Origin of the sequence: Methylobacterium sp. Leaf88 (assembly GCF_001422795.1) — a bacterium.
Classification (GTDB): Bacteria; Pseudomonadota; Alphaproteobacteria; order Rhizobiales; family Beijerinckiaceae; genus Methylobacterium.
This window is the reverse complement of sequence record NZ_LMMK01000004.1, coordinates 160,450-182,802: the sequence shown is the minus strand read 5'-3', so window position 1 is coordinate 182,802 and position 22,353 is coordinate 160,450. Positions and strand designations below refer to the sequence as shown.

Genomic DNA, 22,353 nt, shown 5'->3' with positions numbered 1-22,353 from the left:
TATCCGGATACGTCGCCCCCTCTCCCGCCTGCTCCGCAGGTACCCTCCCCCGCAGAGGGGGGAGGGTTCTTGCACGTCCGCTCAGCGGAACGAGGCCTCGACCAGCTCCGGCATCAGCTTGCCACCGCGAAAACTCTTGCCGGTGGTGACCGAGGTGACGATGACCTCGGCCGGGCTGAAGAGGGCGCCGTCGATCTTGTAGAAGTCGCCGTTCACCCGGGAGAAGATGTCGGCGAAGGGCGCGCCGTGGTCGGCGGAGTTCGACGAGGGGATCTGCTCGGCGAGCTGCCGGGCGTCGGCCTCGTCGGCCTCGACGAAGAGCTGCACCCGGCCGCCGTAGATGATGGCGTCGTTGGTGCGGCCCATGGCCTGGATGAAGTCCGGGTGCGGCGGCGAGAGCGGCGCGGAACCGATGCCGTCCACGATCGTGTGCAGGTCGAAGCCGACCGTGTGGGCCTTGTGCAGGGCCACCTCGAGGACGCGGGCGACGACCTGGGTCGAGCCGGCCAGGCTCTGGGTCGGGGCGTAGATGAAGGTGAGCTGCTCGGGGCTGAGGCCGGTGGCCTCGGCCACCTTGGCGATGACGGAGGCCGGCGGGCCGCCGGCGGCTTCCAGCACCAGGGCGGTCCGCTGCGCGGTGTCCTTGTAGCCGAGCTCGCCGTAGAGGTCCTCCACCGCCGCGACGGCGCGGCCGGGGCCGGAGCCGAGGGCGAAGAAGCCCGAATCCCCGGTCTCGTCGGCCAGCGACCAGCCGGCATACTGGCTGCCGAGGCAGGCGATGACCGGATCGGCGGCGTGCACGATCACCGAGTAGGGCCAGGACGCGATCGGGCCGGACGGCGCGATCGAGACGGTGCCGAGGCCGCCGAGGCAGATCTCGGCGATGCGGCGGCCGGCCTCGATGGAGCCGCGCACGGTGGCGCCGGCATCGATCATGCGGGCGCCGTTCTCGGTGGTCACGGACAGGCGCAGGGCCTCGGCATCGGCGACCAGCCGCTCCACCAGGGGAGCGGTCAGAGCGTTGACGCTCGGAAACGGGAATTTCGCGCCGCTCGGGCTCGTGGTCATGGGTGTCCCTCCGTCAGGGCGAGCTGGATCCGCAATTCGGCGGCCCGGCCTCGCAACATCGCTCTCGTGGCGGCCGAGTCCGGCCCTGTGGCGAACAGGGTGCACAGGGGCGCGTGGCGCGCCACCGTGGTGCCGGGTCTTGGGCGGTCGCGCACGAAATCCGGCCAGGTGATCGGCGGTATCGGCGCGTAGCCGCTGGCCGCGTAGCAGATTTCGGACGCCGCCGCATCCACCGGTGCGGGTTCGGGATCGCCGAGGCGGCCGAGGCTCGCGGCGATATGCAGGCCGAGCAGGGGTGTCGCGCGCCGGTCGAGCACGTCGAGGGTCGCCCCCGGACGGGGATTGATCTCGGTCAGCCACCAGGCCTCGCCGTCGACGAGGCAGTCGGCGCTGGCGAGGCCGGCGAGGCCGGTCGCCGCCGCGAGGCGGGTCACGCCCGCGACGATGTCCGCCTGCAGACGTGGCTCGAGGATCGGTGGTTCGTGGCGGCCCCGTTCCAGAGCGCCGGCATAGCGGAAGGGGTGCAGGGGAGACGGGGCGCACCATTGCTCGGTCACGCCCACGACTCGGACGGCGCCGCCGGCAGCCAGGACCGAGATTGCGACGGCGCGGCCCGGCACCCGGGCCTGAAAATAGGCTCCGGGCGGCGCCGCACCGGCGGTCGCCCGGCGGATGTGGGTGCCGCCCGAGCCCCCGGCCCGCTTGAGGAGCCAGGCGGACCGATCCGGCACGGGGGCGCGGGTCAGGGCCGGGTGCGGCACGCCGTGCGCCCGGCACAGGGCCGCGAAGGTGGCCGGGTCCTTCAGCGCACCGACGCAATCCGGGCTCGCGCCGAGGAGACGGTAGCGGCCCGCGATGGCCCGCATCAGCGCGGGCGCCGCCTCGAAGCCGCTGCCCAGCACAATGCCGAGGGGCTTTTCCGATCCCAGGGACGCGAGTTCGTCCAAGCGGGCGACGAGGGCATCACCCGCGAGCCCGGCCCCGAAGCGGCCCTCGGCCTGGCGGTACCCCTCGGCCAGCGCCTGCGTGTCGGCATCGCCGAACAGGTCGAGTACGAGGGGCCGCAGGCCCGCCCGCCGGGCCGCCTGAGCCAGGGCGCGGCCGGACTGGGCGGCGACGAGGAGGGTCTGTCCGGGGCCCAGCCCCGGGTGGGCCGCTCTCAGCCCGCCACCTCGACCGCCAGGGTGTAGGCATCGCGAAAATCGAGGCAGAGGGGCTCGTGGGATTCGAGCATGCGGCGGAACAGGCGGGATTCGGTCTGGTACTTGACGTTGCCGACCGCCAGCGCGCCGATGCCGACGCCCCGGCCCGTGGGCAGGGGCACGTCGATGGCGTTGACGTCGATGCCAGCGATGCCGGCGGGCGGCACGGCGTTGACGTCGGAGGCCACGAGCAGGTTCGGGGCGGATTCGAGATCCTCCGCCGTCAGGATCGGGATGCCGGCCGGGCCGGCCGAGAGGATGACGTCGGCTTTCGTGATCGCGGCGCGGCGGGCGGCGACGGTGGAGCCGTCCACGGCCTCGACCTCGACGCCGAAGCGCCAGCGCATGGTGTTGGCGATCTTGCTGACCCGCTCCTCCCCGTCATGGCCGACGATCACCGCGTTGGCGCCGTGGAGGGCGCCGATCACGGCCGCGACATAGGCGACGACGCCGGCCCCGCCGAAGATCACGATGCGCTTGCCCTCGAGGCCGGTGTCGAACTTCGATTTCAGGGCGCGGGTCACCTCGGCCACCATCGCGGCGCCGGTGGTGAAGGAGCCGGCGGGGTCGGCGAAGATGTGGTTGGCGAAGGGCGGCACCAGGGCCTTCTTGGCCCGGTCGACCATGTCGAGGGCGTCCTCGGCGTTCTTGCCGCCGATGAAGATGCCGGTGCGGACGCCGTCCTGGGGGCTGCGCGAGAAGATCGAGTCCTGGACCAGGGTCGTCACGTCCGCGAGCGTGGCGTTGGTGTAGGTCGCGATCGTCTCGAAGCCCGCATCCACCGCCATGTTCACGTCGAACGGGCTCATGTGCTTCAGGGGCGTGATCATGTGCAGGATCGAGCGGGCCATCGTCGGACTCCCTTCGTGCTGTGACGCGGCCCGATCGTGCGCGGAGGCGTCGAATTGTCAAAGCCCGCCGGGTTCGGGTGGGCGGAAGCTCGGCTCTAGCGGGATTCGTCTTAAAGCGCGGTGACCGACGCGCCGGTGTTGCGTCCCCGGGCGATCAGGAACCTGAGGGGACCCGGCCGCTCCAGCATGCCCACGAGGGCGCGGGCCTCGGCCTCCGAGGGCACCAGGGCGAAGCCGGTGGGGCCCCAGGAGCTCTGGCCGTAGCCGGCGAGTCCGAGGTCGGCGACGGCGGCGAGCGCCGCGGCCACGGCGGGGCTGGCGAAGCGCCCGCCCTGGTGGGGCGCGAAGTGGTCGCCGATGAGCTGCTGGATCCGGGTGATGCCGGCGCCGAACCCCTCCGGCTCGGCCGTGACCGCGGCCGGCAGCACCTGCATCAGCACGATGCGGCAGATCTCGGCCGCCTGCGCCTCCGGGAAACGCGGCAGATCGCGGAAAGCCGCGACCTCGCGGGTGCCGTGGACGCCGGTCATCTCGGTGTCGAGGATCAGCACCACGCGCCAGGCCTCCGGATAGGCCAGGCGGGCGATCACCGGCGGCGGGTTGCCGTCGGGGTCGCGGCCGCCATCGACGATGAGGCCCCCCTGGGTGAAGGCCGCGAGGCCGACCCCCGAGCGGTTCCCCCGGTCGAGGGCGTCGGCGAAATCCTCCGGCGCGAAGGGCCGCCCGGCCAGGCCCGCCAGCGCGGCCGCCACGCTGAGCGCCAGCTGCGTGCCGGAGCCGAAGCCCGCATGGGCGGGGATCGCCGATTCGATGGTCAGTGCGGCGTGACCGGCAATGCCGAGGTGGCCCGCGGCCGCCAGCGCATAGGCGGCGGCCCGGCGTGCCTCCGGCCCGGTCACGTCGAGGCGCTCGGCCGGACGGGCGGTCAGGGTCACGGCGGGGGCGTCGAGGGCGAGGCCGATGCTGCCGAAGCGCCGGCCGAGGCCGCCATGCAGGTCGAGGAAACCGAAATGCAGGCGGGCCGGGGCGTGCACGCGAAGGCCGGCGCCGGGTCCGCCCGGCCCGCTTGGGATCCGCATCACGTCGATCCCCTCCATCGTGCCCCGTCCTCCCCGCTCCGAACGGCCTCGTGCCCCCGCGGGCCGCCGATCCCGCGCCGCCGGCTTCTCCCACGGAGCGCCGACCCGTCGCAAGCGCATCGGACAAATCTCCCGCCGCGGTGCCGGGCGTCTGATTCGCCCGACGCGGTTCAGGGGGGTTGCCTGGGGGGCGGCGGCGATGCAAACGTGCCGCCCCAACGACACGGACTGGCTCAGTCCCGCCGTGCGCGACGCCGAACACGGCGCGCGCCGGGCCCTCGATTTTCCAAGGTGCAACGCATGGCGGCCTGGGTGAAGGGTGGTGCGACGGACGCGGACGCGGCGGTGGAGGCCGCCGCCACGCTCCTCGCTTCAGCGCAGAATGTTGTCCTGGCGGGGCTCTGCGCCGAGTTGAGCGCGGTGCGCGCCGCCTACCATCTCGCCGACGCCCTCGGTGCCTCCGTCGATCCGGTGGCCGGCCCGAGCCTCTATGCCGAGCTCGGATCGCTCAGCCGCAGCGGGGCCATGACGACGACGCCCGCCGAGGCCGTCGGCCGGGCCGATGCGGTCCTCATCGTGGGCAACGCCCCCTGGGACCGCCCCATCGTCCAGGACATCGCCGGCACGCAGGCGACGCGGGGCCGCGCCGCCGGTTCCGAGCGGGTGATCCTGTCCCTGGGTGGCCCGCGCAACGGCGCCACCCGGCACGTGGCCTATCCGGCAGAGGCCGGCGGCCTCGCCGTCTCGGTCGCGCATCTGCGCGCCTTCCTGAAGGGCAACCTCGGCGGCGAGGCGGCCTATGCCGACCTGGCCCGGCGCCTTGCCGCCGCGCAGTACGGCGTCGTGCTGTACGACCCGGCCGAGATCGGCGAACTGGGCGTCGAGATGCTTCAGGGCATGATCAAGGACCTCAACGAGGTCACGCGCTTCTTCGGCCTGCCCCTCGCCGATCCGTTCCAGGGCCGTGCCCTCCTGCAGCTCGCCGCCTGGACCACCGGCCAGGCCCCCCGCGTCGGTTTCGGCCGGCACGTGCCCGAGCACGATCCCTGGCGCTTCGACAGCGCCCGCCAGATCGCCGCCGGCGAGGCGGACGCCGCCCTGTGGCTCGCCTCCCTGCCCGCCCCGCGCCCCGACTGGCTCGGCACCCTCCCCAGCGTTGCCATCGTGGGCGTCGGTAGCCCGGAGGCCGGCGGCGACGTCGCCGACGTGGTCTTCGCCGTGGGCGTTCCCGGCGAGAGCGCCGGCGGCAGCCTGTGGGACGAGCGCCGGGCGGCGATCACCTACGCGCCGGCCCCCGGCCCGACCGCCGAGCTGAGCGCGGCCGGCATCCTCACCGCCATCCACGATCGACTTCAACACCGCCTCATGCAGAAGAAGGCCGCCGCATGCTGATCCGGATTCACGGAGGCCGGGTCGTCGACCCGACGGCCGGCCGCGACGCGGTCGGCGAGGTCTGGATCGAGAACGGGCGCGTCGTGCCCGCCTCCGACCGCGCGCCCGACCGCACCGTCGACGCCACCGGCTGCGTGGTGATGGCGGGCGGCGTCGAGGTCCATTCGCACATCGCCGGCGGCAACGTGGTGATGAGCCGCCTGCTGCTGCCCGAACTCTACGCCAGCGAGGCCGCGCCCGAGGGCCATCCGTTCGCGCATGCGGGCGGCTCGGCCGCCTGGATCGGCGCGAACTACGCCCGGATGGGCTACACCCTGGCGGTCGAGCCGGCGATGCCGCCCGCCAACGCGCTCGCCACCCAGCTCGAGCTCGCCGACATCCCGCTGCTCGACCGCGGCGCCCTGACGGTGATGGGCAACGACGACCACCTGCTCCAGCTCCTGCGGGCGCGCGAGGGCAAGGCGGCGGTGCGCGACCTCGTCGCCCTCTCGGTGGCGACCTCGCGGGGCCTCGGCGTCAAGTGCATCAACGCGGGCGGCGCCTCGGCCTTCAAGGACGGGATGCTGAAGCTCAGCCTCGACGACGAGATCCCGGTCTACGGCCTCTCCACCCGCAAGATCATGGGCGCCCTCCTCGACGCGGTCGAGGAGATCGGCGTGCCGCACCCGCTGCACGTCCACTGCAACAACCTCGGCATCCCGGGCGCCGACGAGTCCTTCGTGGACACCCTGGAGGCGGCGGAGGGGCGGCGCATCCACTTCGCCCACGCCCAGTTCTACGGCTACGGCGTCGCCGACCCCGAGAACCCCCTCACGGGCGGCTTCCGCTCGGCGGCCGAGCGCATCACCGAGGCCATGGAGGCGCACCCCAACGCCACCTACGACGTCGGCCAGGTCGCCTTCGGCCAGACCGTGACGATCTCCCTCGACATCCTGCGCCAGTTCGCCGGTCGCAAGGGCGCCAACCCGAAGAAGTGGATCGTCACCGCGGGCGACGCGGAGGGCGGCGGCGTGGTGCCGTTCCTCTACAAGCCGCGCGGCGCCGTGAGCTCCCTGCAATGGGCGATCGGCCTCGAGCTCATGCTCCTGTCCAAGGAGCCGGAGCGCACCATCCTGACCACCGACCATCCGAACGGCGGTCCCTTCACCGACTACCCGCGCATCATCCACTTCCTGATGGACAAGGAGGAGCGCGACCGCGAGATATCCTCCCTGCACAAGGTGATCGCCGAGCGCTCCGGCCTCTGCGCCATCGAGCGCGAGTACAGCTTCTCGGAGATCGCCCAGCTGACGCGCTCGGGTCCCGCCAAGCTCCTCGGGCTCGCCGATCGCGGCCACCTGCGCGAGGGCGCCCGGGCCGACGTCGCGATCTACCGCGACGACCCCGACCGCACGGCCATGTTCGCCCGCGCCAAGCTGGTGCTCAAGGACGGCGAGACCATCGTGGAGGACGGCGAGGTGGTGGCCTGGCGCTCGGGCCGCACCCTGGAACTCGCCGTCGAGTCCGACAAGGCGATGGTGGCCCGCTCCGAGACCTACCTGCAGGACCGCTTCGGCACCGGCCTGAAGAGCTTCGCGGTGCCGGACGAGGCCTTCCCGAAGCCGGACGTGTTCGCGGAGGTCGCATGTCGGTCGTGAGAAAGATGCGTCGCGTGGGGACGGGTGACTGAGATGACGGACCTCACCCTCAACGGCATTCCGGTGATCGACACCTTCGCGGAGGCGTTCGACGTCGCCGGAACGGCGATCATCATCACCAACGACACGGCCAAGTGGGCGATGATCGCCGCCACCGTGATGACGGGCTTCGCCACCTCGGTGATCGGCTGCGGCGCCGAGGCCGGGATCGACTGCGAGCTCTCCCCCGAGGAGACCCCGGACGGGCGCCCCGGCGTGCGCGTGCTGCTGTTCGGCTTCGAGCCGAACGGCCTCAAGGACCAGCTCCTCAAGCGGGTCGGCCAGTGCATCCTCACCTGCCCGGGCACCGCCTGCTACGCCGGCGTGGACGGCCCCACGAAGATCAAGCTCGGCGGCGCGATCCGCTACTTCGGCGACGGCTTCGCGGTGGCCAAGCGCCTGACCGACCCGGTCACCGGCAAGGCCCGGCGCTACTGGCGCATCCCCGTCATGGACGGCGAGTTCCTGTGCGAGGACTTCGTCCGCGCGGTGGACGGCGCGGTCGGCGGCGGCAACCTGCTGTTCCTCGGGCGCAAGCACGCCGACACCCTGAAGGTCGCCGAGATCGCCGTGGAGGCCGCCCGCGCGGTCTCCGGCGCGATCCTGCCCTTCCCGGGCGGCATCGTCCGCTCCGGCTCGAAGGTGGGCGCGCGCACCAAGGGCATGATGGCCTCGACCAACGACGCCTATTGCCCGACCCTCAAGGGCCGGGCCGGCACCGAGCTCTCGGCCGAGGTCGGCGTCGTGCTGGAAATCGTCATCGACGCGCTCACCTCCGACGCGGTGGCCGAATCCATGCGCGCGGCCCTGCATGCGGCGACCGAAGCGGGGGCGGCGCACGGGCTGGTGGCCGTCACGGCCGGCAATTACGGCGGCAATCTCGGCCGCCACCATTATCATCTGAAGAACCTGCTCTCGAAGGAGCCGGGCAGCGAGGCTGGAGCGGCATGAGTACCCTCACCCTGCGCCAGGAGCCGCCGGAGCGGCTCGATTTCCGGCACGTCACCCCGCTCGCGCTCAGCGGCCTGACCGAGGCCGAGGCAGGCAAGCTCCCCGTCGGCACGAGCCGGCGCGGCCTGACGCTCGGCGATTGCTTCACGCTGTCCCTCGACGGTTCCGACGACCTCGTCATCGAGGGGGGCTCGTCGCGCCTCGACCGGGTCGGCGCATCGCTGAGCGGCGGCCGCATCCGGGTCACCGGCGATGTCGGGCAGCGCCTCGGCGAAGGCATGGCCGGCGGCTCGGTGACGGTCACGGGTTCGGCCGGTCCCTTCGCGGGCGCGGGTGCCACCGGCGGCACGATCACGATCGAGGGCGATGCCGGCGACCATGCCGGCGGCGCGGTCTACGCCGCCAAGGCCGGCCTCGACGGCGCCACCCTGGTGATCCGCGGCAGCGCCGGCGACTATCTCGGCGACCGCATGCGGCGTGGCCTGATCCTGGTCGGCCGGGCGGGCGCCCATGCGGGCGCGCGGATGATCGCCGGCACCATCGCGGCGACGAGTCTGGGCGACCATCCGGGCTATGGCATGCGCCGGGGCACCCTCCTGGCCGGCGCCGTCGGGGCCCTGTCCCCGAGCTTCGTCGAGACCGGCACGCACGATCTCGTGTTCCTGCGCCTCCTGGCCCGCTCGCTGCGCCCCCTCAGCCCGGCCCACGCGGATCTCGCCGCCGGGGCCCTGACGCGCTACTCCGGCGACCTCGCCACCCTCGGCAAGGGCGAGCTCTGGGTGGCGGCCTGAGGCCGTCTCCGGCTCTTTCGGGCGCGCCCACGGCGAACCGGAGGGCCGGGCCCACCGTCTCGGCCCCGGAGGGGCGGCCCTCGATGCCGGGCCGATGACCCTCCGGACTTGCACAATCCTCCCGATCGGACAATTTTCTGCGTCCGCGGGCGGTACCATAGTGCCGGTGTCCCGTTTGTCCCCAGCGCGAACCCGGCCTCCTCATGCTCATCCTGCTCTCGATCTGCCTCCTGTCGCAGCCCTCGCAGTGCCGCGAGGACAAGATCGACCTCTCGTTCGAGGCGCGCAGCCCGAACATCTGCCTGCGCAACTCCCAGAGCGCCATCGCCAAGTGGCAGGCGGAGCACCCGGAATGGCAGGTGACGCGGTGGCGCTGCGCCGTCCGGGGCAGCCAGCCGCGCGACCTGTAAGCGGGGCGCCCGCGATCAGGAGCGCGCGCCCCGCGCCCGCCGCGCGGCAACGCTTGCAACCGAACCGGCCCTGAGCCTACAGAGCATGCGCGCCCGATGTTGATCGCAAGGTCGTCGGAGCAGACGGGATGATCAGGCAAACGCGGAATGCAGTGCAGTCCGGGTGGCCGTCCTGGTCAAGGCCCGAGAAACACGTCGGGACGATTGCGCAAGACGGTTTGGCAGGACGATCGGGCAAGACGATGTCGGCACGACCATGCGCTCGCTGAAGGTCCGGTTCGCGCTCCTGCTCGGCGGCACCGCGCTCCTCGTGGTCCTGGCGGCCCTCGGCGTCCTCGCCTCGATCGGCGCCGCCGAGCGCACCATCGACCGGACGCTGGCGGCCCAAGGGCGCCTCGAACTTCTGGTCGAACTCTCCGGGCGCATGACCCAGTACGGGCTCGCCGCCCTGGAGGCGGTGAGCAACCCGGATGCGCAGCCGGAGGGACTCGCGGTGGCGCGCGCCCATGTCGACCGCGCCCTGGTGGCGGTGGACGAGGCCCTGGGGCGCTCCATCGCGTCGAGTGACGACCCCCTCGACCGCACCCAGTACGCCGCCCGCACCCGGCCCCTCGCCCAGCTGCGCGCGGCCCGCGCCGTCCTCGACCGGCAGGTGACCCAGGTGCTGCGCCAGTCGGAGGACGAGTCGCGCCGGGCGGCGATCCGGGGCGCCCTGAACGGCTTCGGTGCCATGACCGGGCAACCGCTCTCCTTCCTGATCGAGGTGGAGCGGCGCTCGATGATCGCCGGCTCGGACGCGGCGCGCGCGCTCTCCGGCACCCTGCGGGTCGCGTCGCTGGCCGCCGTGGCGGGGGCGCTCGCCCTCGTGCTCCTGCTCTACCGGGCGGTGACCCGTCCCGTGCTGGCCCGGATCGAGGCGGTGCGCCGCGCCGCCGGCGCGGTGGGCCGGGGCGAGCTCGACACCCGCCTGTCGGTGGCGACCCGCGACGAGCTCGGCCTGCTCGTGGCGAACTTCAACCGCATGGCCGCCCGCCTCGCCCGGCGCGAGGGCCGGCTCGCGGCCGACCGGGCCGCCCTGGAGGACACGGTGGCGGCCCGCACCCTCGATCTGCGCGCCGCCAATGCCCGCCTGGAGGCGGTGGACCGCTCGCGCCGGCGCTTCTTCGCCGATGTCAGCCACGAGCTGCGCACGCCCCTCACGGTCATCCTGGGCGAATGTGACATCGCGGCCCGCTCGGCCGGGCGCCAGACCGACGTCACCCCGGTCTTCGCCACCATCCGCAAGCGCGCCCTGCGCCTGAAGCGCCGGGTCGAGGACCTGCTGCGCGTCGCCCGCTCCGAATCGGGGCAGATCGAGCTCGACCGCCGCCCGGTGGGCGCGGGGGAGATCCTCGCCGACGCCGTCGACGGCATGGGCTCCGAGGCCGCCCGCCGCCGCGTGGCGCTGAGCCTCGCTCTGGTCGAGGCCGACCCGATGCTGCTCGCCGACCGGGAATGGCTGCGCCAGGTGGTCGAGAGCCTGATCGACAACGCCCTGCGCCACGCCACCGGGCTCACCCGGGTGGTGGTCGCCCTGGCGCGGGCGGAGGGGGGGCACGCGGTGGTGACGATCACCGACGACGGGCCCGGCTTCCCCGACCTCGGCGACGGCCTGTTCGAGCGCTTCCGCCGCGACAGCCCCACGGGAGAGGCCGGCTTCGGCATCGGCCTGGCCCTGGCGCGCTGGGTCGTGGAGCGGCATGATGGCACGATCCGCCTCGGGGCGGGTCCGGGCGGGCGCGGTGCGCAGGTGGCCCTCGACCTGCCCGCGCTGTCCCCCAGCGACGCCGAGCATCCCCCCTCGCCTCACCCGACGGGCGCCCAGGAGACCGTGGCATGACGCGCGTACTGATCGTCGAGGATGACAGCGACATTCGCGCCATGCTCGCCCGCGGCCTGGAGGCGGAGGGCTTCTCCGTCGGCGTCGCCGGACGGGTCGACGACGCCCTCGCGGCCGCCCGCGCCGAGGCGCCCGAGGCGGTGGTTCTCGACATCACCCTGCCGGACGGCTCCGGCCACGATGTCTGCCGCTCCCTGCGCGAGGGCGGCTATCCGGGGCCGATACTCTTCCTCTCCGCCCGGGACGAGGTCCGCGACCGCGCCGAGGGGCTGGCGCTCGGGGCCGATGACTACATCGTGAAGCCCTTCGTCTTCGACGAGCTCCTGGCCCGCCTCCAGACCCACCTCCTGCGCCGCAAGGCCTCGGAGGAGCCCCGCACCCTGGTCACCGCCGGCAAGCTGATGCTCGACCTGACCGTCCGTCAGGTCGGATTCGCGGATGCGACGGCGCGCCTCACCCCCCGGGAGGCCGAGCTCCTCGCCCTGCTGATGGACAACGCCAACCACCCGGTCTCGCGGGGCGACATCTTCGACAAGCTCTGGGCCGGCCAGGGCGGCCTCTCCCTGAATGTCGTCGATGTCTACGTGGGTTACCTGCGGACCAAGCTGTCCGACTTCGTCCGCCTCGGCGGCCCGGTCATCGTCACGGTGCGGGGCCGGGGCTTCATGCTGGACCTGAAGGGACAGGATTTCCGGCACTGAAACGGGCATGCCGCGTTAACGCCGACACCGGATTCGCGGGGGTGGACGGGAGGAACCGGCAATTTAGCGCTTGAACTGCCGGGCCAAATTGTCGATACCAGCGCGGCGACAGAAATCTCTGCGCCGTCAGTGTCTTACGATCTTCTTAGAGGCGATCGGGATGCTGCTGACGTTCAGAAGAAACCTTCAGGAGAAACACCATGACCTGGGCTGCCCCCATCGTTTCCGAGATCTGCGTCGGCATGGAAGTCACCAGCTACGAGTCGGCTGAGATCGACACCTTCAACTGAGTTTCGTCGAACCCGAGGGTCCGAAGGCAGCGTCGGTTCCACCATGCATGTCCTGATCCTCGGTTCGGCCGCGGGCGGCGGCCTTCCCCAGTGGAATTGCCGCTGCCCGATCTGCTCCCTCGCCCGTGAGGACGAGACCCGCGTCAGGCCGCGGACCCAGTCGAGCATCGCCGTCTCCCCCGATGGAGAGCGCTGGCTCCTGGTGAACGCCTCCCCCGATCTCCGCCAGCAGCTGTTCGACAATCCGGCGATGCACCCGCGCACGGGGCTGCGGCACTCGCCGATCCAGGCCGTGCTGCTGACCAACGGCGACGTCGACCACGTCGCCGGCCTGCTGACCCTGCGCGAGGGCCAGCCCTTTACCCTCTACGGCACCGCCGGCATCCTCGACTCCGTCAACGCCAACCGGGTGTTCGACGTGATGGCCACGGGCGTCGTCGCCCGCGAGCCGATCGCCCTCGACCGGCGCTTCGAGCCGGTGCCGGGCCTGCACGTCACCCTGTTCGCGGTGCCCGGCAAAGTGCCCCTCTGGCTGGAGGACGAGACCCTGCAGATCGGCGCCGAGACCGAGACCACGGTGGGCGCGATGATCGAGGCCGGCGGGCGGCGCCTCGCCTACATTCCCGGCTGCGCCCGCGTCACCGAGGACCTGAAGGCCCGCATCGGCGGGGTCGACGGCCTGCTCTTCGACGGGACCGTGCTCCTCGACGACGACATGATCCGCGCCGGCGTCGGCACCAAGACCGGCTGGCGCATGGGCCACGTGCCGATGACCGGCGAGGGCGGCTCCATCGCGGCCCTGTCCGACGTCGCGATCGGCCGCCGGGTTTTCGTCCACATCAACAACACCAACCCGGTGCTGGTCGAGGGCTCCGAGGCGCGGCGCCAGGTCGAGGCCGCGGGCTGGACCGTGGCCCATGACGGTTTGACGCTGACTCTTTCGTGAGGCGTCCATCTGGCAGTTTAGTGCCGACGACATACATTGTGTCCGATTGAATTGCGTCGGCGCGCCCGTGGCCTTCACGGGGTGCGGCGCGATTGATAAGAAAAGTTCCTAAAACCGCTCCACGCTGATCCGCGAGCCACGACATGACCGCGCCCTTCCCGACCCCGAAGACCGATGAGGCCCAGCGCCTGCTCTCGCCGGAGGAGCTGGAAGCGGCCCTGCGCGACATCGGCGCGCGCCGCTACCACAACCTGCACCCGTTCCACCGGCTCCTGCACGACGGCAAGCTCAGCAAGGATCAGGTCCGGGCCTGGGCGCTGAACCGCTACTATTATCAGGCGATGATCCCGGTGAAGGACGCCGCCGTCCTCGCGCGCATGACCGACGCGTCCCTGCGCCGGGTCTGGCGCCAGCGCATCGTCGACCACGACGGCGACGCCCCCGGCGACGGCGGCATCGAGCGCTGGCTCAAGCTCGCCGAGGGCGTGGGCTTTGCCCGCGACTACGTGGAATCGACGCAAGGCATCCTGTCGGCGACCCGGTTCTCGGTGGATGCCTACGTGCACTTCGTGAAGGAGCGCTCGCTGCTGGAGGCCATCGCCTCCTCGCTCACCGAGATGTTCTCGCCGACCATCATCTCGGAGCGGGTGGCCGGGATGCTGAAGAACTACGACTTCATCACCAAGGACACGCTGGCCTATTTCGACAAGCGCCTGACCCAGGCCCCGCGCGACGCCGACTTCGCCATCGCGTACGTCAAGGAGCACGCCACCACGCCGGCCCTGCAGCGCCAGGCGATGGACGCCCTGACCTTCAAGTGCAATGTGCTCTGGACCCAGCTCGACGCCCTCTACTTCGCCTACGTGGCCCCCGGCCTGACCCCGCCCGACGCCTGGACGCCCGGCACGGGGCTCGTCCCCGAGCCCGCCGTGGCGCAGGCGGCCGGCACCGGCACCCTCGCGGCGCACGACGTGCCGCGCCTGCCCCGGGGCGTGCGCCTGCGCCACGATGCCGTGCGCAACCAGCACGTCCTCCTGGCGCCCGAGCGCACCTTCGACCTCGACGCCAACGCGGTGGCGGTCCTCGAACTCGTCGACGGGCAGCGCAGCGTGCGCGCCATCGCCGCCCTGCTGGGCGAGAAATTCACGGCGGACCCCGCCGTGATCGAGGCCGACATCCTCGTGATGCTGAACGATCTCGCCACGAAACGGGTCCTGGAGCGATGAACGCGATCACGCCGAACGCCCCCACCCTGCCGGCACCGGTCGGACTCCTGGCGGAGCTCACCCATCGCTGCCCCCTGCGCTGTCCCTACTGCTCGAACCCGCTCGAGCTCGACCGGCGCTCGGGCGAGCTCGACACCGCCACGTGGCAGCGGGTGCTGACGGAGGCGGCGGGCCTCGGCGTGCTGCACGTCCACCTCTCGGGCGGTGAGCCGACGGCGCGCAACGACATCGTCGAGATCACCGCGACCTGCGCGAAACTCGGCCTGTATTCCAACCTCATCACCTCCGGCGTCGGGGGCGCCCTGCAGAAGCTCGACGCGCTCTACGAGGCGGGCCTCGACCACGTGCAGCTCTCGGTGCAGGGCGTCGACGCGGCCAATGCCGAGAAGATCGGCGGCCTCAAGAACGCCCAGCCGCAGAAACTCGCCTTCGCCGAGCGGGTGACCCAGCTCGGCCTGCCGCTGACGCTGAACTCGGTGATCCACCGGGGCAACATCCACGAGGTCGAGGGCTTCATCGATCTCGCGGTAAAGCTCGGGGCCAAGCGCCTGGAGGTGGCCCACACCCAGTATTACGGCTGGGCCTACGTGAATCGCGCCGCCCTGATGCCGAATAAAGCGGAGGTCGACCGCTCGATCCGCATCGTCGAGGCCGCCCGCGAGCGCCTGAAGGGCCAGCTCGTCATCGACCTCGTGGTGCCGGACTACTACGCGAAATACCCCAAGGCCTGCGCCGGCGGCTGGGGGCGCAAGCTCATGAACGTGACGCCGCAGGGCAAGGTGCTTCCCTGCCACGCGGCCGAGACGATCCCGAACCTCGAATTCTGGTACGTGTCCGACCATTCGCTCGGCGACATCTGGGCGAACGCGCCGGCCTTCACGGCCTATCGCGGCACGGACTGGATGCAGGAGCCCTGTCGCTCCTGCGACCGGCGCGAGAAGGACTGGGGCGGCTGCCGCTGCCAGGCCCTGGCTCTCGCCGGGGATGCGGCGGCCACCGATCCGGCCTGCTCGCTCTCGCCGCTCCACGCCAAGGTGCGGGGCCTCGCCGCCGAGGAGGCGGCCGAGATCCCGCCCGACTACATCTACCGGACCATCGGCAGTAACGTGCAGCCCAATGTGCGTCCGCCGCTGAATGAGGAAGCGCCGCTTTGAAGCCCGTCACACTCGCCGCGCTGCTGATGCTCGCCGGCGCACCCGCCCTCGCCCAGACCCCGCCGACCACCCCCGCGCCACCGGCGACGCCCGACGCGTCCGCCGTGACAAAGGCCAGCACCGCGACGACGCCCGACGCCTCGGACCTGCTCTTCGAGCAGCCGCAGATGAAGAACGTCCCGCCCGGGTCGAAGCTGACCTACGATTACCTGCGCCGCAGCGGCATCTCGAAGGGCCCGTTCGGACCGCCGCTGAACGACACGATCAAGCTCGGGATCGAGCCCGGCAACGCTGCAGAGAACCGCAACATCCGGGTGGAGATGTTCTCCGGGGCCAACCGTTTCCCGGCCGGCCCGTTCGAGGACATGCCCGGCAACCCGGTGATGACGCTCTTCTTGGAGCACCATCTCATGGATCTCGCCCGCGTGCTGATGGCCAATCCGCGCTACATCAAGAACGCCATTCGCAAGGGCCTGCGCGACAACGCTACCGTGACGCCGATGCAGATCGATTACAAGGGCCAGAAGGTCGACGCCTGGCGCATCGAAACTCAGCCCTTCCTCGACGACAAGATGAAGGAGCGCATGCGCGGCTTCGAGAACCTGAAATACACCTTCGTCACGTCCGCGGCCGTGCCGGGCGAGCTCGTCTCGATCGAGGCGAGCTCCAAGAACGCCGAGGGCGGCGAACTCCTGCAGGAGAACCTGAGCTATGATCCGAACGCTGGTTAAGCGGCTCCCGCACCTCGCCGCCGGCGCCTGCGCCGCGGCCTTCCTGGCGGGTGTGGCGACCGCGGCCGAGTCAGAGAACGACTACCCCACGGAGGCCCGGGCCGACTACATCTTCGGCTGCATGGCGGCGAACGGCCAGTCGCGCGAATCCTTGTCGCGCTGCTCCTGCTCCCTGGATGCCCTCGCCTCGCTGCTGCCCTACGACAAGTATGTCCAGGCCAGCACCGTGCTGTCCCTGCGCCAGGGCATCGGCCAGCGCACGGCCCAGTTCAAGTCGACCAAGGTCTTCGACGATCAGGTGGCCGACCTGCGCCGGGCCCAGGCCGAGGCCGAGATCCGCTGCTACCGCGGCGGGACCTGACCGGGCCACGCGGAAGTCGCAGGGGCGCCGCCCGGCGGCGGCGCAAGACTTGGCCCCGTTCGGCCCCAGCGCCGGCAGGGGCGTTGCTCCGACCGGGCATTGCGTTCAAAGACAGCGGCATCCCGGCCTAGGACGCGCTCCGGTCGCGCCCGCCTTCGAACCCGAGCATCTCGTGCCCCCAGACCTGCCGGCTCCGCTGACGACGCTCCTGCCCGATCTCGGTCGGCGCGTGCTCGTGATGGGCATTCTCAATGTCACGCCCGATTCGTTCTCCGATGGCGGCCGCTTCGCGGATGTCGTGGCCGCCCGCACCCAGGCCGAGGCCCTGGTGGCGGAGGGCGCGGCCCTGGTGGATATCGGCGGCGAATCCACCCGCCCCGGCCACGTGCCCGTCCCGGCCGAGGAGGAGCAGGCTCGGATCCTGCCGGTGATCCGCGACCTCGCGGCCCGCCTGCCCGTTCCGATCTCGGTGGACACCTATAAGGCCTCGACCGCCCGGGTGGCGCTGGAGGCCGGCGCCCGCATAGTCAACGACGTCTGGGGCCTGCAGCGCGAGCCCGATATCGCCCGGGTCGCCGCCGATCACGGCGCGCCCGTGATGATCATGCACAACCGCGAGACCATCGATCCGGCCCTCGACATCGTCGCCGACATGCTGCGCTTCTTCGAGCGCTCGCTGGCCATCGCGCGGGCCGCCGGCCTGCGCGACGGCGACATCGTGCTCGATCCCGGTATCGGCTTCGGCAAGAGCTGGGCGCAGCACCTCGAAGCCCTGCGGCGCCTGCCCGAGATCGTGGCCCTCGGCTTTCCCGTCCTCGTCGGCGTCTCGCGCAAATCCCTCCTCGGACGCCTGCACGATGCCGAGACCAAGCCGGTGGACCGGCTCTTCGGCTCGATCGGCAGTCACGTCCTCGCCGCCACCCTCGGGGCGCAGATCGTGCGCGTTCATGATGTCCGCCCGCACGTCGATGCCCTGCGGGTGGTCGACGCCGTGATGGGACGCTCCGCATGAGCGACCGCATCCTCGTCGACCGGATCGCGGTCTTTGCCTTCCACGGCCTCCTGCCCGAGGAGGCCCGCCTCGGGCAGCGCTTCTACGTCTCGCTCGATGTGCGCCTCGACCTCGGGGCGGCCGGGCGTTCCGACGACGTCGCCCGGACCGTGAGCTACGCCGACCTCACCGAGATCGTGACCCGGATCGCCACGCAGCGGCGCTTCGCCCTGATCGAGGCCCTCGCGGAAGCCATCGCGGGCGAGATCCTCGACCGTCACCCGCCCATCACCGAGATCCGCGTGCGGGTGGACAAGCCGAGCGCGCCGGTCCCGGCCGTGATCGACGGCGTCGCCATCGAGATCGTGCGCCGCCGCGAGGCCGCCCGATGAGGCGTGGACCGGACTGGCACGCCGCCTATCTCGGCCTCGGCAGCAATCTTGGCGACAAAGCCGCGACCCTGGCCGATGCGGTGGCGCGGCTGGCGGCCACACCGGGCATCCGCGTCACCGCGCGCTCGTCGAATTATCGCACGCCGCCCTGGGGCGACACCGACCAGGACTGGTTCCTCAACGCCGCGATCGGGATCGAGACCAGCCTCACCCCGCACGAACTCCTGGAGGTGGGCCTCGCCATCGAGACCGCCATGGGCCGGGTGCGCGAACGCCGTTGGGGTCCGCGGGTGATCGATATCGACGTTCTGTCCTACGAGGGCGCGACGATCTCGGATGCGCGCCTCGTGCTGCCACACCGTTTCGTGCGCGAGCGCGCCTTCGTGCTGGTGCCTCTGGCCGAGATCGCCCCCACACTGCGCATCGGCCCGGAGACGGTCACCGAGGCTTTGGCCAAGCTCGACGCGGCCGGCATCGAGCGGGTCTGATCGGGCCCGGAACGACGAAGGCGGCGGCGGAGCCGATCCGCCGCCGCCTTCGCGGGTTTGGTGCCGTCGGCACCCGTCCTTCGAGGGGCGAGATCCGGATCTTGGCCGGACCTTGGCCAAATCAGGGGCTCGGAGCGTTGAGGAGCTTGTTGCCCTCTTCCTCCAGCAGCGGAATGTCGAAGTCGCGCAGCACCTTCTCGATATCGGCGCGGCGCTTGCGCAGGATCGTGTTCAGGGTGCGTTTCCAGTCGTTCTCCTCCAGACGCACCCCGAGGGCGATCCGGAAGGTGAGCGGCGGCCGGTCGGGCTCCTGCAGCAGCGGCACCACCGTCATCGGCACGCCGCTGTGCTTGGCGAGCCAGCCGGCGGCGGGTCCCCAGAGGATGGCGGCATCGATGCGCTTCTCGGCGAGATCCGCGATGACCTCGGCCGAGACCGTCTGGTGCTTGCGGGCCGGATCGAGCTGATAGGGCGCGTAGGCCTTCATGGAGCTGACGAGGCCGACCTCGCCCATCCGGTTCACCGGGGGCGTGCCGCCGATGACGCCGATGGACTTGCCCTTCAGCTTGGGATCGTCGAGCCGGGTCACCCCGTCCAACTCGCCCGTACGGGTGACCAGCGTATAGGCGGAGCGGTAATAGGGATTCGAGTGCTGGACGAGCTCTCCACCGGCGGCCGAGCCGATGATGAGGTCGCAGAGGCCCGTGCCGAGGGTATTGCGGACGAAGCCAGGCCCCTGCGTCAGCCAGTAGTACCGGATCTTGACCTTGAGCTCGTCGGCGATGATCGCGGCGATTCGGTTCTCGAAGCCGTCCTCCTTGCGTTCGGAGAACGGCATGTTGCCGGGATCGCCGCAGACACGCAGAGTGTCCGTCGTCACGAGGTCCGGCAGCGATTGCGCCAACGCAGGTCGCGCTCCGGCTGCGAGCAGCAGGAGCGCGAGCGCGAGGCCCGTCCGGGAGCCTGGATGCGCCATTAGCCGCCCAGGCACTCCTTCTCAGCCGTCTTGGCGGCCTCGGGCTTGTCTTCCTTGTCGGTCGGGCGGACGCGCGGCATGGCGCCGGACGCCCGGGCCTTCAGGTAGACGTAGAGGTCGTCGGCGTAGCACATGACGTTCTTGTTATCGCCGAAGGCCGGCATCACGCGCTCCTGGCCGGCCTGCGAGTCACGCTTGCCGCCAGCAAGGATGCCGATGAACTCCTCGTAGCCGATCGTCTTGAGCGAGTCCTTCAGGGCCGGCGCGTAGGTCGAACCCATGGCATCGGGTCCGTGGCAGACGTGGCACTCGGCGTGATAGCGGCGGTAGCCCGAGTAGGCGTACCAGTCGAACTTCTTGCCATCAGCGGTGATGTGGTAGGTGGGGTGACCTTCCGAGTCCTGATACTTTCCGTCCTCGACCTTCACGGCCGCGAACTTGTCGATCAGCTTCGGGTCCTTCTCGGGTGCATTCGGATCAAGCTGATTGGCGAGGGCCGGATCAGCCTTCTTCGCATCCTGGGCCTGCACGGCGAGCGTTGAGACCGACGCGAGAGCGAACGCTGCCGCGAGAGGGCGGATGACGGCTTTGCTAAAGGTGTACAACGACGTTTCTCCCAGGAACACCACGTCGGCTCACCAGCCGCGTGTTTCGCGTGTTGTTCTTCCAATTCTAATCATAAAGGTGCCGGCGCGGAAACCCGCGCCGGCACCCTATGATCTACCGTTGCGTGCGACCGATTAGTTCGGCAGCGAGAAGACGGTCAGCTGACCACCGAGGTTGGTGTAGTTCGAGAGGGCGGCGTAACCACCCACCGCACCGAGACCGGCGTTCGGGTCGGTCAGGCCGGCCGCGAGGCCGATGCCGGCCCAGCCACCGACACCCGACAGGATACCGACGTACTGCTTGCCCTTGTGGCTGTAGGTCATCACGTTGCCGATGATGCCCGACGGGGTCTTGAACTTGTAGAGCTCCTTGCCGGTCTTGGAGTCGACGGCCTTCAGGTAACCCTCGAGGGTACCGTAGAACACGACGTCACCAGCGGTGGCGAGGGCGCCCGACCACACCGAGAACTGCTCCTGGTTCGACCACTTGATCTTACCAGCGACGCCGTCCCAGGCGATGAAGTTACCCATGCCGCCGTGGCTGTTAGGGGCCGGGTACATGGCCAGCGTCGCGCCGACGTAGGGCTGACCCGGGGTGTAGGAAACCCGGAACGGCTCGTAGTCCATGCAGACGTGGTTGGTGGGCACGTAGAACAGGTTGGTCTTCGGCGAGTAGGCCGCAGGCTGCTGGTCCTTGGTGCCGAGAGCGGCGGGGCAGATACCCTTGGAGTTGGTATCCTCACCGTTCTGCTCGGTGGAGTACTTGGCCTGGACGAGCGGACGACCGTAGGTCTTGGAGCTCTTGTCCATGTCGACCTTCGAGGCCCAGTTCACGACCGGATCGAACTTCTCGGCGACCAGGAGCTCGCCGGTGGCGCGATCGAGGGTGTAGCCGAAGCCGTTACGGTCGAAGTGGGTCAGGAGCGGACGCTCCTTGCCGTCAACCTTCTGATCCGTGAGTATCATCTCGTTGATGCCGTCGTAGTCCCACTCGTCGTGCGGGGTCATCTGGTAGACCCACTTGGCGGCGCCCGTGTCGGGGTTGCGCGCCCAGATGGTCATGGACCACTTGTTGTCGCCCGGACGCTGCTTGGGGTTCCAGGTCGAGGGGTTGCCCGAGCCGTAGTACATCAGGTCGAGCTTGGGATCGTAGGAGAACCAGCCCCAGGTGCAGCCGCCGCCGGTCTTCCACTGATCGCCTTCCCAGGTCTTCAGCGAGGAGTCCTTGCCGACCGGCTTGCCGAGCGAGGTGGTCTTCTCGGGGTCCATGATCATGTCGGCGTCGGGGCCCTGGGAGTGGCCGCGCCACACCTTCTTGCCCGTCTTGGCGTCGTAGGCGGTGACGTGACAGTTCACGCCGAATTCGCCGCCGGAGATGCCGACGATGATCTTGTCCTTCACCGGGAGAACGGTGGCGGTGTTGGTCTCACCCTTCTTGGGGTCGCCGTTCACCACCGACCAGTTCACCTTGCCGGACTTCGCGTCCAGCGAGACGACGGTCGTGTCGGCCTGGTGCAGGATGATGGCGCCATCGGCGTAGGCGAGACCACGGTTGACCGTGTCACAGCACATCACCGGAATGACCGACGGGTCCTGCTTGGGCTCGTACTTCCAGACGATCACGCCGTCCTTGTCGAGGTCGAGGGCGTAGACGATGTTCGGGAAGGGGGTGTGAACGTACATCATGTTGCCGACGACGAGCGGGGAGCCCTCGTGGCCGCGCAGCACGCCGGTCGAGAAGGTCCAGGCCACCTGGAGCTGCTTGACGTTGCTGGCGTTGATCTGGTCGAGCTTCGAATAGCGCGTGTTGGCATAGTCGACGGTCTGAAGGACCTGCTCGGCCGGGTTGGCCGTGCGCTTCAGGACGTCTTCGTTGGCGAACGCCGTGGTCGAAGCGACCATGCCGGCGCCGAGTGCGAGAAGATGTACCGCTCTCATGGATTCCTCCGACAGATCTTGCAGCCGCCATCATGCGGAAAACCCGCAGGATCACGCCGTGATCTGACTGTTTGCGACAGGGATAGGTTCGCCTCGGTAGCGGACGCCAAACCCTTATTTCCAAACCACTAATGGCCAGGACGGGGTTTGTGTAGTCAGGGGCCGCTATCCCTTTGCGGCGCCCCTCGAAACCGAAGCTTGAACGAACTCTAAGAAAAATTCGGCCGGCGTCAACTCGCTTGCGCCCTGTGCTTC

General features: G+C 70.5%; 23 protein-coding genes. 16 read left to right on the top strand and 7 right to left on the bottom strand.

Going from position 1 to position 22,353, the window contains the following annotated elements; genetic code table 11:
* Positions 1–81: 81 nt before the first annotated feature.
* The 4 genes from mch to ASF20_RS02960 all read right to left on the bottom strand — a co-directional run bounded on the left by mch (position 82) and on the right by ASF20_RS02960 (position 4,200).
* Positions 82–1,068, bottom strand: a complete 987-nt coding sequence (gene mch, locus ASF20_RS02975; protein WP_056220310.1) for a methenyltetrahydromethanopterin cyclohydrolase — start codon at positions 1,066–1,068, stop codon at positions 82–84.
* Positions 1,065–2,015: an ATP-grasp domain-containing protein gene (locus ASF20_RS02970; RefSeq protein WP_348271542.1), complete on the bottom strand. Its 951-nt coding sequence runs from the start codon at positions 2,013–2,015 to the stop codon at positions 1,065–1,067. Before ASF20_RS02970 ends, mch begins: the two co-directional genes overlap by 4 nt.
* A 212-nt stretch (positions 2,016–2,227) precedes the next feature.
* Positions 2,228–3,121, bottom strand: coding sequence for an NAD(P)-dependent methylenetetrahydromethanopterin dehydrogenase (locus ASF20_RS02965; protein WP_056270619.1), 894 nt, complete (start codon positions 3,119–3,121; stop codon positions 2,228–2,230).
* 110 nt (positions 3,122–3,231) lie between these two features.
* Positions 3,232–4,200, bottom strand: a complete 969-nt coding sequence (locus tag ASF20_RS02960) for a beta-ribofuranosylaminobenzene 5'-phosphate synthase family protein (RefSeq protein WP_056270703.1) — start codon at positions 4,198–4,200, stop codon at positions 3,232–3,234.
* 300 nt (positions 4,201–4,500) lie between these two features.
* On the opposite strand from ASF20_RS02960, the gene ASF20_RS02955 reads away from it, so the two are divergent.
* The 16 genes from ASF20_RS02955 to folK all read left to right on the top strand — a co-directional run bounded on the left by ASF20_RS02955 (position 4,501) and on the right by folK (position 18,579).
* Positions 4,501–5,592, top strand: a complete 1,092-nt coding sequence (locus tag ASF20_RS02955; RefSeq protein WP_056270616.1) for a hypothetical protein — start codon at positions 4,501–4,503, stop codon at positions 5,590–5,592.
* Positions 5,586–7,229 carry a formylmethanofuran dehydrogenase subunit A gene (locus ASF20_RS02950; RefSeq protein WP_056220298.1) on the top strand — a complete coding sequence of 548 codons (1,644 nt, stop codon included), beginning with the start codon at positions 5,586–5,588 and terminating at the stop codon, positions 7,227–7,229. The genes ASF20_RS02955 and ASF20_RS02950 overlap by 7 nt, the downstream gene beginning before the upstream one ends.
* 33 nt (positions 7,230–7,262) lie before the next feature.
* Positions 7,263–8,219, top strand: coding sequence for a formylmethanofuran--tetrahydromethanopterin N-formyltransferase (fhcD, locus tag ASF20_RS02945; RefSeq protein WP_056220295.1), 957 nt, complete (start codon positions 7,263–7,265; stop codon positions 8,217–8,219).
* Complete coding sequence (locus ASF20_RS02940) at positions 8,216–9,010, top strand: formylmethanofuran dehydrogenase subunit C (RefSeq protein WP_056270613.1); 795 nt, start codon at positions 8,216–8,218, stop codon at positions 9,008–9,010. Before fhcD ends, ASF20_RS02940 begins: the two co-directional genes overlap by 4 nt.
* A 203-nt stretch (positions 9,011–9,213) precedes the next feature.
* Positions 9,214–9,420, top strand: coding sequence for a hypothetical protein (locus ASF20_RS02935; RefSeq protein WP_056270611.1), 207 nt, complete (start codon positions 9,214–9,216; stop codon positions 9,418–9,420).
* Positions 9,421–9,676: 256 nt separating this feature from the next.
* Complete coding sequence (locus tag ASF20_RS02930; protein ID WP_056270609.1) at positions 9,677–11,299, top strand: HAMP domain-containing sensor histidine kinase; 1,623 nt, start codon at positions 9,677–9,679, stop codon at positions 11,297–11,299.
* Complete coding sequence (locus ASF20_RS02925; RefSeq protein ID WP_055951546.1) at positions 11,296–12,000, top strand: response regulator transcription factor; 705 nt, start codon at positions 11,296–11,298, stop codon at positions 11,998–12,000. The genes ASF20_RS02930 and ASF20_RS02925 overlap by 4 nt, the downstream gene beginning before the upstream one ends.
* Positions 12,001–12,200: 200 nt before the next feature.
* Positions 12,201–12,290: a pyrroloquinoline quinone precursor peptide PqqA gene (gene pqqA, locus ASF20_RS02920; RefSeq protein WP_055889187.1), complete on the top strand. Its 90-nt coding sequence runs from the start codon at positions 12,201–12,203 to the stop codon at positions 12,288–12,290.
* A gap of 43 nt (positions 12,291–12,333) precedes the next feature.
* Entirely contained in the window at positions 12,334–13,236 is a 903-nt protein-coding gene (pqqB, locus tag ASF20_RS02915; RefSeq protein WP_056220280.1) for a pyrroloquinoline quinone biosynthesis protein PqqB, read from the top strand.
* A 143-nt stretch (positions 13,237–13,379) separates the two neighbouring features.
* On the top strand, positions 13,380–14,462 hold the full coding sequence (gene pqqC / locus ASF20_RS02910; RefSeq protein WP_056220277.1) for a pyrroloquinoline-quinone synthase PqqC: 1,083 nt from the start codon (positions 13,380–13,382) through the stop codon (positions 14,460–14,462).
* Positions 14,459–15,616 carry a pyrroloquinoline quinone biosynthesis protein PqqE gene (pqqE, locus tag ASF20_RS02905; RefSeq protein WP_056270606.1) on the top strand — a complete coding sequence of 386 codons (1,158 nt, stop codon included), beginning with the start codon at positions 14,459–14,461 and terminating at the stop codon, positions 15,614–15,616. Before pqqC ends, pqqE begins: the two co-directional genes overlap by 4 nt.
* Complete coding sequence (locus ASF20_RS02900; protein ID WP_244472515.1) at positions 15,613–16,347, top strand: hypothetical protein; 735 nt, start codon at positions 15,613–15,615, stop codon at positions 16,345–16,347. Before pqqE ends, ASF20_RS02900 begins: the two co-directional genes overlap by 4 nt.
* Positions 16,328–16,708 carry a hypothetical protein gene (locus ASF20_RS02895; protein ID WP_056270603.1) on the top strand — a complete coding sequence of 127 codons (381 nt, stop codon included), beginning with the start codon at positions 16,328–16,330 and terminating at the stop codon, positions 16,706–16,708. Before ASF20_RS02900 ends, ASF20_RS02895 begins: the two co-directional genes overlap by 20 nt.
* Positions 16,709–16,946: 238 nt before the next feature.
* A complete protein-coding gene (gene folP, locus ASF20_RS02890) occupies positions 16,947–17,720 on the top strand; it encodes a dihydropteroate synthase (protein WP_156647934.1) in 774 nt (257 codons plus the stop codon).
* Positions 17,717–18,091, top strand: coding sequence for a dihydroneopterin aldolase (gene folB, locus ASF20_RS02885; RefSeq protein ID WP_056270598.1), 375 nt, complete (start codon positions 17,717–17,719; stop codon positions 18,089–18,091). Before folP ends, folB begins: the two co-directional genes overlap by 4 nt.
* Entirely contained in the window at positions 18,088–18,579 is a 492-nt protein-coding gene (folK, locus tag ASF20_RS02880) for a 2-amino-4-hydroxy-6-hydroxymethyldihydropteridine diphosphokinase (RefSeq protein ID WP_056270595.1), read from the top strand. Before folB ends, folK begins: the two co-directional genes overlap by 4 nt.
* Before the next feature lie 121 nt (positions 18,580–18,700).
* Here the strand turns inward: folK and xoxJ are convergent, their stop codons facing one another.
* The 3 genes from xoxJ to xoxF1 all read right to left on the bottom strand — a co-directional run bounded on the left by xoxJ (position 18,701) and on the right by xoxF1 (position 22,098).
* On the bottom strand, positions 18,701–19,555 hold the full coding sequence (xoxJ, locus tag ASF20_RS02875) for a rare earth element methanol dehydrogenase accessory protein XoxJ (protein WP_056270592.1): 855 nt from the start codon (positions 19,553–19,555) through the stop codon (positions 18,701–18,703).
* Complete coding sequence (locus ASF20_RS02870; RefSeq protein ID WP_056220468.1) at positions 19,555–20,136, bottom strand: c-type cytochrome, methanol metabolism-related; 582 nt, start codon at positions 20,134–20,136, stop codon at positions 19,555–19,557. Before ASF20_RS02870 ends, xoxJ begins: the two co-directional genes overlap by 1 nt.
* Before the next feature lie 159 nt (positions 20,137–20,295).
* The gene (xoxF1, locus tag ASF20_RS02865; protein WP_056220255.1) at positions 20,296–22,098 is read right to left on the bottom strand and encodes a lanthanide-dependent methanol dehydrogenase XoxF1; all 1,803 of its coding nucleotides are present in this window, start codon (positions 22,096–22,098) and stop codon (positions 20,296–20,298) included.
* Positions 22,099–22,353 lie beyond the last annotated feature (255 nt).

Excerpts from the sequence above, each read along its gene's own strand:
- mch (WP_056220310.1), bottom strand. The coding sequence starts at position 1,068 with ATGACCACGAGCCCGAGCGGCGCGAAATTCCCGTTTCCGAGCGTCAAC.
- ASF20_RS02965 (WP_056270619.1), bottom strand. The coding sequence starts at position 3,121 with ATGGCCCGCTCGATCCTGCACATGATCACGCCCCTGAAGCACATGAGC.
- ASF20_RS02960 (WP_056270703.1), bottom strand. The coding sequence starts at position 4,200 with ATGCGGATCCCAAGCGGGCCGGGCGGACCCGGCGCCGGCCTTCGCGTG.
- ASF20_RS02955 (WP_056270616.1), top strand. The coding sequence starts at position 4,501 with ATGGCGGCCTGGGTGAAGGGTGGTGCGACGGACGCGGACGCGGCGGTG.
- ASF20_RS02950 (WP_056220298.1), top strand. The coding sequence starts at position 5,586 with ATGCTGATCCGGATTCACGGAGGCCGGGTCGTCGACCCGACGGCCGGC.
- fhcD (WP_056220295.1), top strand. The coding sequence starts at position 7,263 with ATGACGGACCTCACCCTCAACGGCATTCCGGTGATCGACACCTTCGCG.
- ASF20_RS02940 (WP_056270613.1), top strand. The coding sequence starts at position 8,216 with ATGAGTACCCTCACCCTGCGCCAGGAGCCGCCGGAGCGGCTCGATTTC.
- ASF20_RS02935 (WP_056270611.1), top strand. The coding sequence starts at position 9,214 with ATGCTCATCCTGCTCTCGATCTGCCTCCTGTCGCAGCCCTCGCAGTGC.
- ASF20_RS02930 (WP_056270609.1), top strand. The coding sequence starts at position 9,677 with ATGCGCTCGCTGAAGGTCCGGTTCGCGCTCCTGCTCGGCGGCACCGCG.
- ASF20_RS02925 (WP_055951546.1), top strand. The coding sequence starts at position 11,296 with ATGACGCGCGTACTGATCGTCGAGGATGACAGCGACATTCGCGCCATG.
- pqqA (WP_055889187.1), top strand. The coding sequence starts at position 12,201 with ATGACCTGGGCTGCCCCCATCGTTTCCGAGATCTGCGTCGGCATGGAA.
- pqqB (WP_056220280.1), top strand. The coding sequence starts at position 12,334 with ATGCATGTCCTGATCCTCGGTTCGGCCGCGGGCGGCGGCCTTCCCCAG.
- pqqC (WP_056220277.1), top strand. The coding sequence starts at position 13,380 with ATGACCGCGCCCTTCCCGACCCCGAAGACCGATGAGGCCCAGCGCCTG.
- pqqE (WP_056270606.1), top strand. The coding sequence starts at position 14,459 with ATGAACGCGATCACGCCGAACGCCCCCACCCTGCCGGCACCGGTCGGA.
- ASF20_RS02895 (WP_056270603.1), top strand. The coding sequence starts at position 16,328 with ATGATCCGAACGCTGGTTAAGCGGCTCCCGCACCTCGCCGCCGGCGCC.
- folP (WP_156647934.1), top strand. The coding sequence starts at position 16,947 with ATGGGCATTCTCAATGTCACGCCCGATTCGTTCTCCGATGGCGGCCGC.
- folB (WP_056270598.1), top strand. The coding sequence starts at position 17,717 with ATGAGCGACCGCATCCTCGTCGACCGGATCGCGGTCTTTGCCTTCCAC.
- folK (WP_056270595.1), top strand. The coding sequence starts at position 18,088 with ATGAGGCGTGGACCGGACTGGCACGCCGCCTATCTCGGCCTCGGCAGC.
- xoxJ (WP_056270592.1), bottom strand. The coding sequence starts at position 19,555 with ATGGCGCATCCAGGCTCCCGGACGGGCCTCGCGCTCGCGCTCCTGCTG.
- xoxF1 (WP_056220255.1), bottom strand. The coding sequence starts at position 22,098 with ATGAGAGCGGTACATCTTCTCGCACTCGGCGCCGGCATGGTCGCTTCG.